This is a genomic window from Acidaminococcus sp. (assembly GCA_022482815.1).
GTDB lineage: Bacteria > Bacillota > Negativicutes > Acidaminococcales > Acidaminococcaceae > Acidaminococcus.
The window spans coordinates 2480576-2494463 of the sequence record JAKVOM010000001.1 but is presented as its reverse complement, the minus strand read 5'-3'; the positions used below and the strand labels follow the sequence as shown (position 1 = coordinate 2494463).

General features: G+C 48.0%; 12 protein-coding genes. 11 read left to right on the top strand and 1 reads right to left on the bottom strand.

Annotated elements, in window-relative coordinates; all coding sequences use genetic code 11:
- Positions 1-3303 carry a UvrD-helicase domain-containing protein gene (locus tag LKE33_10745; protein ID MCH3951396.1) on the top strand — a complete coding sequence of 1101 codons (3303 nt, stop codon included), beginning with the start codon at positions 1-3 and terminating at the stop codon, positions 3301-3303.
- 218 nt (positions 3304-3521) lie between these two features.
- Complete coding sequence (locus LKE33_10740; protein MCH3951395.1) at positions 3522-4871, top strand: ISL3 family transposase; 1350 nt, start codon at positions 3522-3524, stop codon at positions 4869-4871.
- Positions 4872-4939: 68 nt separating this feature from the next.
- Here the strand turns inward: LKE33_10740 and LKE33_10735 are convergent, their stop codons facing one another.
- The gene (locus tag LKE33_10735; GenBank protein MCH3951394.1) at positions 4940-5605 is read right to left on the bottom strand and encodes a metal-dependent hydrolase; all 666 of its coding nucleotides are present in this window, start codon (positions 5603-5605) and stop codon (positions 4940-4942) included.
- A 286-nt stretch (positions 5606-5891) separates the two neighbouring features.
- Here LKE33_10735 and LKE33_10730 point away from each other — a divergent pair, with 286 nt between their 5' ends.
- Genes LKE33_10730 through LKE33_10690 form a run of 9 tightly spaced genes read left to right on the top strand, consistent with a single transcriptional unit; the run spans position 5892 to position 13457 of the window.
- On the top strand, positions 5892-7322 hold the full coding sequence (locus LKE33_10730; protein MCH3951393.1) for a sodium:solute symporter family protein: 1431 nt from the start codon (positions 5892-5894) through the stop codon (positions 7320-7322).
- On the top strand, positions 7315-8178 hold the full coding sequence (locus LKE33_10725; GenBank protein MCH3951392.1) for a glucosaminidase domain-containing protein: 864 nt from the start codon (positions 7315-7317) through the stop codon (positions 8176-8178). The genes LKE33_10730 and LKE33_10725 overlap by 8 nt, the downstream gene beginning before the upstream one ends.
- Before the next feature lie 11 nt (positions 8179-8189).
- Positions 8190-8657 carry a tRNA (cytidine(34)-2'-O)-methyltransferase gene (locus LKE33_10720; GenBank protein MCH3951391.1) on the top strand — a complete coding sequence of 156 codons (468 nt, stop codon included), beginning with the start codon at positions 8190-8192 and terminating at the stop codon, positions 8655-8657.
- Positions 8654-9016, top strand: a complete 363-nt coding sequence (gene queD, locus LKE33_10715) for a 6-carboxytetrahydropterin synthase QueD (GenBank protein MCH3951390.1) — start codon at positions 8654-8656, stop codon at positions 9014-9016. The genes LKE33_10720 and queD overlap by 4 nt, the downstream gene beginning before the upstream one ends.
- Positions 9010-9777, top strand: a complete 768-nt coding sequence (folE2, locus tag LKE33_10710; protein ID MCH3951389.1) for a GTP cyclohydrolase FolE2 — start codon at positions 9010-9012, stop codon at positions 9775-9777. The genes queD and folE2 overlap by 7 nt, the downstream gene beginning before the upstream one ends.
- A 2-nt stretch (positions 9778-9779) precedes the next feature.
- Complete coding sequence (gene folP, locus LKE33_10705; protein ID MCH3951388.1) at positions 9780-10979, top strand: dihydropteroate synthase; 1200 nt, start codon at positions 9780-9782, stop codon at positions 10977-10979.
- The gene (folK, locus tag LKE33_10700) at positions 10967-11455 is read left to right on the top strand and encodes a 2-amino-4-hydroxy-6-hydroxymethyldihydropteridine diphosphokinase (GenBank protein MCH3951387.1); all 489 of its coding nucleotides are present in this window, start codon (positions 10967-10969) and stop codon (positions 11453-11455) included. Before folP ends, folK begins: the two co-directional genes overlap by 13 nt.
- Positions 11456-11505: 50 nt before the next feature.
- Positions 11506-12231, top strand: a complete 726-nt coding sequence (locus LKE33_10695; GenBank protein ID MCH3951386.1) for a hypothetical protein — start codon at positions 11506-11508, stop codon at positions 12229-12231.
- A gap of 11 nt (positions 12232-12242) precedes the next feature.
- A complete protein-coding gene (locus tag LKE33_10690; protein ID MCH3951385.1) occupies positions 12243-13457 on the top strand; it encodes a glycosyltransferase family 2 protein in 1215 nt (404 codons plus the stop codon).
- Positions 13458-13888: the final 431 nt, after the last annotated feature.

Sequence of the window (13888 nt, the reverse complement as noted above, 5' to 3'; positions counted from 1 at the left end):
ATGGCAAACTTTACACCTGAACAGCAGCAGGCCATTACCACCCTTCACTGCAATGTGTCCGTATCAGCTGGTGCCGGTTCCGGAAAAACCCGCGTTCTTGTAGAGCGGTTCCTGCATATTCTGGAAGATCCGAAGGCTGACGCCGGCCGGATTCTTGCCATTACCTTTACCCGTAAGGCAGCAAAAGAAATGAAAGAACGGGTACGAAAGGCCATTTTGGAGCGCGTGGAAACGTCAAGCGGTGCAGATAAAGCTCACTGGCAGGAACAGCTTAAGGCGTCTGACCGCGCTTTTATCACGACAATTGACAGCTTCTGCAGTCTCATCCTGCGGGAAAATCCGGTTGAAGCAGGAATGGATCCCAATTTTGAAGTGCAGGAAGATTATGAGACGACGCAGTTTCGTACTGACACGATTACTGCTTTCCTGAATGATATGGTAAAAAGCGGGAATAACGATGTTGCAGAATTGCTTCATCTTTATACCCCGCGCCGCCTTGCCGATATTCTTTTTGACTTTGTGGAACGTCTGCCCGATGTATTAGCCATTCAAGACTTGGCTGCCCCGTATGAAGAGCGGCTGGCAAAGAAGGATGTATTGGCTGAAACTTGCCGCAGGGCGTTGGAAGAACTGCTCGCTCATATCAATGAGGCCGGTAAAAAGACACAGGAAAAATTGATGGCCATGCTGGAACAAAAAGAAGATATCCTGACAGCGATTGACCACGCCGATTTTGAGTCGCTTGGCACCTTTACGACAGTGCGGGCAGCCGGTAAAGTTTCTGACCTCATCAAAGCCTGGAAAAGCAGCGTAGAAGACTATGCCCTGCTGACAAACGATGAGGCTGCCATTTCCATTGCCCGTGCCTGGCAGCACGTTTTCAAGAACCTTTATGAAAGGCTGATGCAGGAAGCACTGCGTCAGGAATGTTTCAGCTTTTCCTTCCTTTCCGGGCGGGCTGTACAGCTCCTTAAGGATAATCCGGAACTTTGCCAAAAATATCAGAATCGTTTTGATGCGATTATGGTTGATGAATTTCAGGATACGAATTTGCAGCAAAAAGAACTGGTTTATCTTCTGTGCGGCGGAGATGCGAATGTGTTGAAAGGAGATAAGCTCTTCGTGGTAGGAGATGCCAAGCAGTCCATTTATCGTTTCCGCGGTGCCGACGTAAGCGTATTCCGCAAAGTGCGCGATGATATCGAAAAAGCCGGCGGCAAGAACATCGTCATGGCCGACAATTTTCGTTCGGCGCCGGAAATCATCACTGCCTGCAATACGCTTTTCAGGGACCTTCTGGGAAATGATCCGCAGGCTGATGTTACCTCTCAGAATCTTGTGCCGCATCAGGAGAGCACAGCGAATCCCGTGGCCGGTCTTATCGATACGACGGACCTGACCAAACAGGAAGCGGCCATGGCACAGGCCCGCTGGACCGTAAAGAAAATCCAGAAACTTAAAACGGCTCACCCCGAAATTTCTTACGGCGATGTGGCCATCCTGGTTTCTGCCATCCGCCTCGCAGATCCTTATGCAGCAGCTCTTGCTGAAGCAGGAATAGCCTGCAATATTACCGATGGCAAGGGATTTTATGAGCGTCAGGAGATTGTCGACATCATCAATCTTCTTGAATGCCTTGTCAATACGCAGCAGGATTGGGCAGTTGCCGGCTATCTTCGTTCTCCCTACGGCGGAGTCAGTGATAATGAAATTATGCAGCTGCGGGAGAAATGGCCTGATCTTACCCTGTGGGAAGCCTTGGGACAGGCCATTACGGAACCTTTTGTGTCCTGTTATGAAACACTGACGGAACTCCATATCAAAGCAAAAATGAGCTCCCTTCCGGAACTTTTTGACGATATCATGGAAAGACTGCATATGGAACCGTTACTGTGCGCGCAGCCTCACGGCCGGGAGAAACTGGCCAACGTGCGCAAACTGCGCTCTATGGCAGTTACCTTTGCTATGAATGAAGGGGGTTCTGTGGACGACTTTCTGCAGAAACTCCGCATAATGCGCAGCCTTGGCGCCCGGGAAAGTGCAGCCAATCTCGATGAAGATTCCCAGTCTGTCAATATCATGACTATTCATAAATCAAAAGGACTGGAATTTCCGGCCGTCTTTCTGCCGGATTTGCAGTACCGCGGCCAAAGCGACCGTTCAGGTCTGCATTTTATGCAGTCAGCTGGTCTGGGAATCAAAGTGCCCGGGCCGGATGGAGACATTGTGGAAACGAGCCTTTTTAGTGAAATCAAGGAACATGAAAAGGACCTGGAACATGCTGAGAAAAAACGGCAGCTCTATGTGGCCATGACACGTGCGGAAAAATACCTTTACGTATCAGCCCTGACAGATAGTTCTAAAAAGAAATCCTCCGGTGCTGAAAATTGGAGTGAATCCCTGCAGCGCGTCTTTGGGCGTGGTACCCAGAACCTTGTAACGTGGGAAGATGTTTCAGGCAAGGAACTTTTGGATGCAAAAGAGCAAGCCGCGAAAAATACCGGCGTGTTTACGGTACCGGATGCAGTTTTTGACCAGACTGCGCCGATTGAACTGCCAAGGGAATGGAAGCTGAGTGCATCGGCACTTCTTACTTACGATTTTTGTCCGCGCCGTTTCTTTTATGCTTATGACCAGCATATGCCCGGGGAAGATCCAGATCTGGTCAGTGCCGGCACGAGCCGCATCGCACCTTCCACGCTTGGCACGTTTGTTCATAAGGCACTGGAACTTTCCCTGCAGTACCCGCTGGACGATGCTGTCAAGCTGGCTCTTGAAGACGGCGAATACAGCGCCTTTGAAAAGCGGATCCTGAAGGAAGAAGGAACACCTCTTATTGAAAACTACGTACAAAGCAATCTCTATAAGAACGTCAGAGACTTGGAACAAGAGGGCGAATTGGGCTTTGACCTGCCCCTTCTTACGGTGGGAAATCAGAATGTCCGTTTCCAGGGCAGCATTGATAAACTTGTCTTTATGCCCGATGGTACTCTCAAAATCATTGATTATAAGACGGGACAGCCGCCTGCGAGCGGGGAAGCTAAAAAAGGTTATACGCGGCAGCTCGTGATTTATGCGCTGGCAGCGGAAAAACTTTACCATAAACCCGTTTCGGCTGCAGAACTGCATTTTTTGAGAGATCTCTCCATCTATGTACTCACTAACCGAAAAACCGAGGAGGAAGAACTGCAGGCACTTCTGAACCATATTGCGTCCTGCCATGAGGAAGTAGATTATCCGGCCAAGACGGATACGTGTGACCACTGTCCGTTCGTCTACTTCTGTACGGAAGGGAAAATGTAAAAAGCCGCTGGTCGCAGGTCGCGTCGCCGGCCGCCCATGGAAATAAAATTGCAGCGGTAATTTTGTTCTAAAGGAATTAAACAGACAAATAAACCTGGATTGTAGTGAAAAAAAAGGTTCTTCACGGAAATTTGTGGACTAGAAGACATTTGACTATTGAAAAAGGACATTAACTCCTCCAAAATATAAGCGACGAAACCATACCTTGGGAGGAGAAAATGTCCTTTACTAATTACACTATTCAAAATAATGCAGAATGTCAAGATGTCTTTTACAATGTCTTCATGCCGGAAGACCCTTTTGATGACAGCCAGGAGATTGTTATTTGCAGTGAAAAGAAATATACCGACTTCCGTTGTCCTAAATGTGGTCAGAAAATGTATTCTTACGAGCCATTTTCTACCTACTTGAAAAGTTTTCCTGCGTATCCTGAGCATACCAGGATGATCCGCTTTGAAGGGCATCGCTTCCGTTGCTCCTGCTGCCATGCAACCATCACTGAGCCTATTCCCTTTAAATATCCCGGGACTCGCATTACCATGAGGGCTTCCCTTTGGATTGAGACGCTGCTTCGTAATGGAATCCCTGCCAATGCAATTGCCAAGATGTCAGGAATTCACTGGAGCACGATTCGCTATGTCCACAAACAGCTCATGGATGAATCTCTCGATAAATATGAAATGGAATTGGAGCTGACCTCTTACAAGCCCCGTTTTCTGGCCATCGATGAGTTTGCTATCCATAAGGGACACACTTATGCCACTTGCGTCATGGATTTAGCGACAGGTTATATTCTCTGGGTCGGCAGAGGTCGGGCGATAGCTGACTTCGAGCATTTCTTCAAGGAATATGATCAGACAAAGCTGACAGAGGTCAAGGCAGTCGCCATGGATATGAACGCTTCCTACAACAAGCTGGTACAAGAACATCTGCCGCAAGCTAAGGTCGTGTATGATCGTTACCACATGCAGGCTCAATTCGGGAAGGAAGTATTAGGTGTAGTAAGACTTGATGAGGCCAGAATGCATAGGGATAAAGCCAGAAACATGCAAGAAGCATTAAAAGACGCAAGCAATGAAGACAAGCCGGCTTTGAAAGAGCAGATATTCAATGAAAAGAAGAGCTACCACAAATTGAAGAAAGTCCGCTGGCCGTTACTCACCAATGAAGATAGGCTGAATCCTAAGAACAAAGAAGCGTTGCAGGCCATCTTTGCAGAGCACGAGGATCTGGCAATATGTTATTCCATGAAGGAAGAGATGGTAGCCCTCTATGAATTAAGGGACTATGACAAGGCTCTTGCAGGATGGAAGCGCTGGTTTAAAGCTGCACTAGGCAGCGGGATTCCGGCCCTGGTTAGGTTTGCTAAGATTAAGCTGCCAAGGATAGACGGTCTGGTGAACCATGCCCTGTACCCGATAAACACAGGGAAGCTTGAGGGTTTCAACAACAAGATTAAAGTGGCCAAAAGAAGAGCGTACGGATACAGAGATGATGAGTACTTTTTCACGTTAATTCGCTACCTCTCAATTCCGACCGTAAGAGGTATACTCCCGAAAAAAACGTGAAGAACCAAAAAAAAGGCTGTGAAGAAATGACTTTTGATTTCTTCACAGCCTGTTTGATTTTAATTGCTTTACAGTTCTACCGTGCTCCCGGGAGCTGCGACAAGAACTTTAGCGTTCGTTTCTGATTCCGTTTTTGCCTTGTATGCTTCCGGATCCTGAGCGATAATAGGCCAGGTGCTGTAATGAATCGGGATAACGGTGTGAGCGCCCAAAAACTTCGCCGCAAGTACGGCGTCATCGGGACCCATCGTGAAATTATCACCGATGGGGAGGAAGGCATAATCGATTTTTTCCAGTTCTCCCAGAAGTTTCATATCGCCGAACAAACTCGTGTCACCGGCAAAATAGAAGATCTTGCCGTCGAAATGGACGATAAAACCGCAGGCATGGCCGCCGGCAATGCCGCTGCCATGAAAAGCAGGCGTGATACGCACTTTGCCAAAAGGATACTTAAAAGTGCCGCCGATGTGCATGGCATGGGAAGAGCATCCATGAGCCTGGGCGTCATTGGCAATTTCGGCCGTCGAGATGATGAGGGCTCCGTTATTTTTAGCAATTTCATAGGCTGAACCCAGATGGTCGCCATGAGCATGGCTGACAAAAATGTAGTTTGCCTTGATGTCGCGGGCGTGCAGTCCCTCGGGGTTGCCGTCCAGGTAGGGATCGAAGAGCAGCGTCGTTTTGCCGTCACTCAAGGTAAAGCAGGAATGGTGGATATAATGGAAAACAGTCATAATTGCATCCTCCTTCTCACGTTATTTAAACTTCTTAAAGTTTTCTAAACTTCTGCCTTTATTTTACTACAAAAAAGCAGCTCTTTCTTTATACTCCTTCGATTTTTATCCGGAAACTCCTGCCGCCTTCGGGATTTGTCAGAGGGTTAATAGTCATAGTTTTACGTACTTTACTGCTTTTTTCTACTGTTAAGAAAGCTTTACAAGTTGCGGGAAGTAAAGTAGAATTGTATACGTATCAATTTGTGCACTTATAAAAGGAAGTTTCTATAAAAAGGAGAACTGCTTGAACTTTTATCTTATTGTCATTATTGGGTATGCGGCGCTGCTCGTTTTGCTGGGGTATCTTATCGGGCATCACGTGAAAGGCGCGTCAGACTTTTTTGTAGGGGGACGTTCTTTCAGCTGGCAGCTGCTTTTTACGACATTGATTGCCGCTAATATCGGTGCCGGTTCTACGGTCGGCGTGACCGGACTGGCCTATAAGTACGGCGTTTCCAGCTGGTGGTGGATTGGTTGCAGCGGACTAGGTTCCCTGCTTCTTGCTTACGTAGTAGGCCCTGCTGTTTGGCGGGTGGCCAAAAAGAAAAATTTCTTTACCATGGGTGACTATCTGGATGACCGTTATTCACCGGCTTTTCGAGGGGTAACGTCTATTCTGATGTCGCTCGGAACGCTGGCTCTTTTTTCGGGACAGCTTCTGGGTATTGCCTGGATTTTGAATGTGGCCGCCGATATACCGAAGCTATACGGTATCATGATTGCCGCCGTCGTCGTGACCATTTATTTTTCATCAGGCGGTTTAAAATCGGCAGCGATTGTCAATATCATTGAGCTTGCCGTGATTTTGATTGGATTTTGCCTGGCTGTTCCTTTTGCCCTGCAGTATGTTGGAGGCTGGAACGGGCTTCATGCTGCCGTCAGCAGTCATCTTGCCGACCCTGCGGCCGTATCCCGTTATTTTTCGTGGGATGGTATGGGAACTTCGACGATTCTGGGGTATTTCATTATGCTGACGCCGGCTTTCTGCATTTCCCCGGGACTTATCGGAAAAATTTACAGTGCCCGTGATGAAGCGGCTATTCGTAAGGGGACGCTTCTGAATGGCATTGTTCAGCTTCTTTTTGCTTTTTTGCCGATGCTGATCGGAATGTGTGCCTTTGCGGCCTTTCCAGATTTGCAAAATCAGGAATTGGCACTGCCTAAGGTGATGCGCGAAATGCTCCCCGTGGGAATTTCAGCGCTGGCACTTGCTGCCATTTTCGCGGCAGAAATCAGCACATGTGATACGGTACTCTACATGCTCGCTACTTCGCTCAGCAAGGACCTGTATAAGACCTTTATCCGGCCGCAGGTATCGGATGCCGAGCTGCTTCATGTATCCCGTATCATCACAGTGATTTGTGGAATTATCGGCATATTTGCCGCTTACTATATGGCAAATATCATTACGGCCATGGCCATTTTCTATTCACTTATGACGGTCTGCCTTGCGGCACCGTTCCTTTTCGGGCTGTTTACCAAACGGGCATCCGTCAAAGGAGCATTCCTGTCGGCGGGAATTGGCGTAGCCGTGGTTCTCGGACTCCGGATTTTTAACGGAGGGAAGGGAATCGGTATCCTGAACGCGACATCGACAGGTATCCTTGCCGCGGCACTCATTATGGCTGTCAGTCTGGTGCTGCTGCCAGAAAAAGAGGAAGATAAGTGTGAATAATAAAATGAAAATAGTGACTCCGTTTTTGCTTTTTATGCTTCTTGTTATGCCGTTTTCCGTTTCGGAAGCGCAGTACAAGGCAGCAAAGAACCAGAAGGCGGATGCTAAGGCAGCTTCCCCGGCGGCCCCGTTTAAGGGTATTCTGGGACGGGTTGTCACGGAAATTGAAGGCAAGGCTGTTTCCTTACCTGCGCCTCTCACTTTGGAATCCAGACGCGAGAGGAACATGGCCGGCAAAGTCATTTCCGACCCCAACTTAAAATTAATTTCAGACCGCCTGATGACGCAGGCTTCTATCTGGCATATCCCGGAAGACTACAAGTCGATGACGATCATGGGGGATGCCGATGTGACGCGTCAGCAGGCAATTGCCTTATTGGAACTTTATAATCCGAAACTCCCCATTGCGGCTACGCCGGAAGAAATCGTCGAGCTTTACTACAAGGAAGCGCGGAGGGAAGGTATTCGCTGGGACATCGCTTTTTGTCAGGCCCTTGTCGAAACAGGGTTCTTTACGTTTGGCGGAACCGTGGTGCCGGCGCAGAATAACTTCTGCGGGCTGGGTACAACGGGTGGCGGTGTGCGCGGTGCCTATTTTTCCACGCCGGAGCTTGGCGTCCGGGCACATATCCAGCATCTGATGGCCTACACAACGGACCGGATTCCGCTGACGCCGATTGTTGACCCGCGCTATGATATGGTTGTCCGCCTGAAGAAAAACACCGGCTTTGCGACTACCTGGTCGCAGCTTAACGGTACCTGGGCCATGGGCAGCTATTATTCAGAGAAAATCATGAATATCCATGAGCAGATGAAATCTATGATTTCCGTTTCCGGAGGTCAGAAATTATTTTAGAGGTGTAAGGAATGCATGTTGTTTTGGTAGAACCGGAAATTCCGGGGAACACGGGCAATATCGCCCGGCTCTGTGCCGCGACGGGAGCTACGCTGCATCTTGTGCGGCCGCTGGGATTTTCCGTGGACGATAAATATTTGAAACGTGCCGGTCTTGACTACTGGCATCTGGTAGATATCCATTATTATGACTCCGTGGAAGAAGTCCTTGCCAAATATCCGGATAATCCGCGCTTTTTGCTCACGACCCATGCCCATAAATCGTACGCACGGGTGCATTACGGGCCGGATTCTCTCCTGATTTTCGGCAAGGAATCTGCAGGCCTTGATCCTGCTTTCCGGGAAAAGTACGAAGAGGACTGTGTACGCATTCCGATGGTCAGCGAAGCACGGTCACTTAATTTAGCAAATTCCGTAGCCATTGTGCTTTATGAAGCATTGCGGCAGAATGATTTTGACTTACAGGAGGGAACCATATGATTTGTATTAAGGAATTTGATTTTGATGCGGCCCATTATCTTCCCAACTATCATGGCAAATGTGAACATCTGCATGGCCATACCTACAAGCTGGTAGTCAAAGTGGAAGGTACGCGCGATGCAGAAGGCATGGTGCTTGATTTTGTTCAATTCAAGAAAACCGTGAAGGAACTGGTCGTGGATAAGCTGGACCATACGTGCCTGAATGATTTGCTGCCGCAGCCTTCCGCGGAAAATATTGCCGTTTGGGTTTGGCAGCAGCTTGAAAAACCGCTTACGGGGCCCAATTACAAGCTCTATGAAATCGAAGTGTGGGAAACGAAGACAAGCGGTCTGGTATACAGGGGGGAAACATGCTGAAAGATGTACAGTCTCAGGAAGATGTGAGACATATTCCTCTGAAACACGTGGGTATCAAGGACTTGCGCTGGCCTGTTCTTTTAAAGGATCCCAAGAATGGGGTGCAGCATTCTGTGGCTACTGTTAAATTGGCGGTAGATCTGCCGCATGAACAGCGGGGAACTCATATGAGCCGGTTTGTAGAATGTTTGAAACTGATGGGACCGGTCCATCCTCACGGCTTGGAAGTCATGCTGGATACGCTGAAAGAAAAACTGGGTGCCAAAAAGGCGCTCATTGAAATGGATTTTCCTTATTTCATTGAAAAAGCTGCTCCTGTGTCCGGCCAGAAATCCTACCTGGATGTATCCTGTCATTACCGCGCAGAAAAAGGAGATAAGTTCCAGCTGGATATCGGCGTCGATGTGCCTATCCATACACTGTGCCCGTGCTCTAAGGAAATCAGTAAGTATGGAGCTCACAACCAGCGTGCCTGGGCCAAAATGGTGATTCGTTCCACCAAACCTGTATGGATCGAAGAACTGGTCGATATTGCCGAAAAATCCGCTTCATCTCCTCTTTATTCCCTGCTGAAACGGCCGGACGAAAAATTTGTGACAGAAGAAGCGTATGAAAATCCGCGCTTTGTGGAAGACGCAACACGTGAAATTGCAATTCGCCTCAATGCGGACGAACGCATTGAATGGTATTCTGTGACGGTGGAAAGCCAGGAAAGTATCCATAATCACAACGCCTTTGCCTGTGTCGAAAAAGGAGAATAGTCATGTATATTCCGATTCCATGTGACCAAGTCGCTTATGAACTTTCTAAGATGGATGTACATCCGGCCGGACAGAAAATCATGGCCAAGAAAGCGCTTTGGTACCCGGTAAGGATTCTTCACGTCAAATCGCCGGCTGCCAATATCATCAAGCAGGAATGTCTGGCCATAGGAGCCGAGTGCGCCGATGAGAAGGGAACCGTGAATTGTTCGGCCGAATACTCCGATTTGCTTTTAATCGGAAGGCGCGACCACTATGCGTATCTGGTTCGCAAGCTTTCTTCCATGGCAGCCTGGTTCGGAATCCAAAAGGTTATCGATGATTTGCAGGAGTTCCTGGCCCCGGGAAAACCGGAGACGGTATTGGCCAATGGTAGGGTATTGTCTTATGACAAGATGTGTGTCATGGGGATTCTCAATGTGACGCCGGATTCGTTTTTTGCCGGTTCCCGCGTAAGCAGCGAAGAAGCACTCCTTACGAAAGCGGGACGCATGCTGCAGGAAGGTGCTGAAATTCTTGATATCGGCGGAGAATCCACCCGTCCCGGTGCTGACCCTGTGACGCCCGAAGAAGAAAAAAGGCGCGTCATTTCGGCGGTGAAGGTCCTGCAGAAGTATTATCCGCAGGCCGTGCTTTCGATTGATACCTATCATGCCGCTACGGCTGAGGCTGCGCTTGATGCAGGCGCCCATATCATTAACGATGTGACAGCCGGTACCGGAGACGCGGCTATGCTGGATACGTGCCTGAAATATAAGGCACCTATCATTCTGATGCATATGCGCGGAACCCCGAAAAGCATGGTCAGGGCAGAAATGAAAAATTATCATAACGTCGTTACGGACGTGGCAGAATATCTTTTAAAGCGTGTAGATGTCTGCCTGGAAAAGGGCTTTACGAAAAAACAGATGATTCTCGATCCGGGACTGGGATTTGCCAAAGATGTTGATGGCAACCTGCAGCTTTGTAAAGGACTCTATGAATTGACGGGGCATGGTATGCCTGTGCTCCTGGCCGGATCCCGGAAAGGCTTTATCGGTCACGTTCTGGGAGATCAGCCGACAGAAGAACGGCTGGAAGGCACCATGGCTCTCTCCGCAGCGGCCGTATATGCCGGGGCTCAGATGGTTCGCGTGCACGATGTCAAAGAAAATGTCCGTTTGATTCGGATGCTGGAGGCGATTCAGGAATGCCGCAAATAGCCTATGTCGCCCTCGGAAGTAATTTGGGAGACAAGGAGAACAATCTGAGAACGGCTCTTGCTCATATGAAAGAGGCAGGAATCCAGATTCGCAAAGTGTCTTCTTTCTACCGCACCGCGCCGTATGGAGTAACGGACCAGCCGGAATTTTTAAATGGCGTATGTGAAGTCCTGTGGAACGGGGACGCTGAGTCATTGCTTCATACTTTGCTCGGCATTGAGCTTGCCATGGGCCGGCAGCGCAAACGTCATTGGGGGGAGAGGAATATTGATTTGGATCTCCTTCTTTTCGGGGATGAAGTCATACACAGCGACGATTTGAACTTACCTCATCCCGATATGATTCACCGTTCTTTTGTACTTGAGCCGTTGGCAGAGATAGCACCGCAGGTGATTCATCCCGTATATAAAAAGACAATTCAAACCTTGTGGGAAGAATTACAAAATCAAGGCCAAAAACCTGACTGCGGTCAATAGAAATGAATGGAAGTAAAATAATTTAATGAGGGAAAGCTGGATGTAATAACATGAAAGAACGTATTAAGATGGGCTGCATGCTCATTTTTGTGTATTCCCTGGTGACCATGGCGGGACGGGCGTTTACGTTGATTCCGGGAGTACCAGATCTGCATCTTAATGCCCTTTTATCCCTGACTTACGGGATGGTGTTTGGCAGACTGGGAGCTTTTTCGGCCGGTTTGGGGGCTCTTTTGGGATCCATGGCTGTCATGGCTCAGCCGATATTGTTTCCTTTTGAATTTTTAACGGCCTTTTTAAGTGCCTATGTGCCGTTCCGGGTATGGCAGGGAATGCGCAGTGAACGGGAGCCGGTACTTCTTGTTTGTGATGGACGGACGAGAACCATGGCGTTTATCCTTTCCATCATTTCTGCTGTTCCAGTGGGGCTTTGGATGGGACTTGGCAGTGAAATGCTGCGGATTGTTCCTTTTACTAAGGCTTTTTTACCGATTATGATTCCGACTTTGATTTTTTCCATCATCGGTGCGCAAACGGTTTTCATGTACGCCGGACGCTATTTCTTCCGGGAAAACGGGAAAGCGGTATGGGAGCAAATCCGTGATGATAAATGGACTTCCCATCTCCTCGCTGTAGCTATCCTGCGTATTTCTCTGACGGCTCTTGCTGTGGCTTTCGGTTTTTGCTGGCTCTTCCAGTCTAACTTTGGAGAACCGGTCATTGAGTATACGATTGGCGCACTGAGTGTGGTTATTCTGGTCATGACGGGCATGTAAGGAGCATAGCCATGTACACCTTTACATTAGTCATTCAGGTTATTCTGCTGGTAACTTTTCTCTGGGCGTGCAGCACTATTTTTGTCGGTATGATTACGCGGAAGCGGAGCGCTATGCCGGCACAGGAAAACAAAAAGTTCGCTATTGTCATTTGTGCGCATAACGAAGAACGCGTGCTGGATAAGCTTCTCAAGAGTCTTATCAGCCAGCATTACGACCCGGCAGATTTCCATATTTTTCTCTTGGCTGACCATTGTAAAGACGGTACCGTGGCAATCGGCAGACGCTATGAACAGGTGACGGTACTCGAGCGTACATCGGGTCCCCGCAGCGGAAAAGGGGCTGTACTGGAATGGGGGATGGAAATCTTTCTGAAGCAGTATGCAGATGCTTATACCCATGTAATCATCTTCGATGCCGATAATGTGGCAGACCCTGATTTCCTTTCTGCTATGAATGAAAGCTTCTGTAACGGTGCACGGCTTGTGATGGGAAACCGGCTGCCGCTGAATCCCTATGACAACCTGATCAGTGAGTGGTATTCCATGTACTGGCTGACGGTTGATAAATTGTACTGTCTTCCGAGGTACAATGTTTATATGCCGGCTATTATTTCCGGAACGGGATTCGGTTTTGATATTTCCCTGATTCGTAAGGACGGCTGGCACACTGTGACCAAAACGGAAGATATGGAATTTTCCATGCAGATGAACTTCAAGGGCATCTTCCCGGAATATCAGGATAAGGCTCACTTTTATGATGAGCAGCCTGTTATGTTCCATACCATGATCAGCCAGCTTCGCCGCTGGTGCACCGGAAATTTCCAGATAGCTACAACCTACTGGAGAGTGTGGCTGCGGTATTTTAAAATCAATTTCGATATGCGGCTCATCGATAACTTTATTCCCATTTTGCTGTGTACGATTTTCGGATTTTATTTTATTACCAACGTGTGCTGGCTGGTTTATAATGCTGTGAAAGGTCTTCCGCTTTTTGCTCCCAAGGATATTATCTGGTGGATTTTCCTATACATTTTAAGTGTCAGAACAGGATATTTATCTGTAAAGAAAAGTGGTCTCAGCGTCAAAAAGATGCTGCCGGGTATCCTGACCTGCGGTTTTTACTGCATCCTGATCACACTTGTTGCGGTCAGTGCCTTCTTCTTCCCGTCCAGAACATGGGTTCCTATCGCCCATACTCACACGGGAGGGCCGGAGACAAAATAAATATAGTGTTAGAGAGGGTGACTGTGAAAAAATGATTTCATTTTTTCACAGTCCCTTGTCGCTTTCCGCAGCCCGCATTTCGCCTGTGGACGAAAAATGACCTTTCATTAAACCCAACCGTCAGGTTGGGTATTCCTTTGGGACCTCCTTCCACGCAGTCGGAAGGAGGAGGCCACGAAGTGGCGGAAGATAGTACCAATCCAATGCTAAATGCCATAAACAAAAGGATAAAAGTACCTTTTTAAAACAAAAGCTGAAATTTAGGTTACCTGCTAAATTTCAGCTTTTTATTATATTTTATTTAAATCAAAAGCTTTAACACACTGCTATCGCCGAGGCTATATGCCATAGGCCAAAAGCTAAATGCGCTTTTTAATTTTTGGTTCTTCACGGAAATTTGTGGACTAGAAGACATTTGACTATTGAAAAAG

What these genes read in the sequence shown, in the direction of transcription:
- LKE33_10740 (MCH3951395.1), top strand. Translation starts at nt 3,522, where the DNA reads ATGTCCTTTACTAATTACACTATTCAAAATAATGCAGAATGTCAAGAT.
- LKE33_10720 (MCH3951391.1), top strand. Translation starts at nt 8,190, where the DNA reads ATGCATGTTGTTTTGGTAGAACCGGAAATTCCGGGGAACACGGGCAAT.
- LKE33_10735 (MCH3951394.1), bottom strand. Translation starts at nt 5,605, where the DNA reads ATGACTGTTTTCCATTATATCCACCATTCCTGCTTTACCTTGAGTGAC.
- folP (MCH3951388.1), top strand. Translation starts at nt 9,780, where the DNA reads ATGTATATTCCGATTCCATGTGACCAAGTCGCTTATGAACTTTCTAAG.
- LKE33_10690 (MCH3951385.1), top strand. Translation starts at nt 12,243, where the DNA reads ATGTACACCTTTACATTAGTCATTCAGGTTATTCTGCTGGTAACTTTT.
- folE2 (MCH3951389.1), top strand. Translation starts at nt 9,010, where the DNA reads ATGCTGAAAGATGTACAGTCTCAGGAAGATGTGAGACATATTCCTCTG.
- queD (MCH3951390.1), top strand. Translation starts at nt 8,654, where the DNA reads ATGATTTGTATTAAGGAATTTGATTTTGATGCGGCCCATTATCTTCCC.
- LKE33_10745 (MCH3951396.1), top strand. Translation starts at nt 1, where the DNA reads ATGGCAAACTTTACACCTGAACAGCAGCAGGCCATTACCACCCTTCAC.
- LKE33_10695 (MCH3951386.1), top strand. Translation starts at nt 11,506, where the DNA reads ATGAAAGAACGTATTAAGATGGGCTGCATGCTCATTTTTGTGTATTCC.
- folK (MCH3951387.1), top strand. Translation starts at nt 10,967, where the DNA reads ATGCCGCAAATAGCCTATGTCGCCCTCGGAAGTAATTTGGGAGACAAG.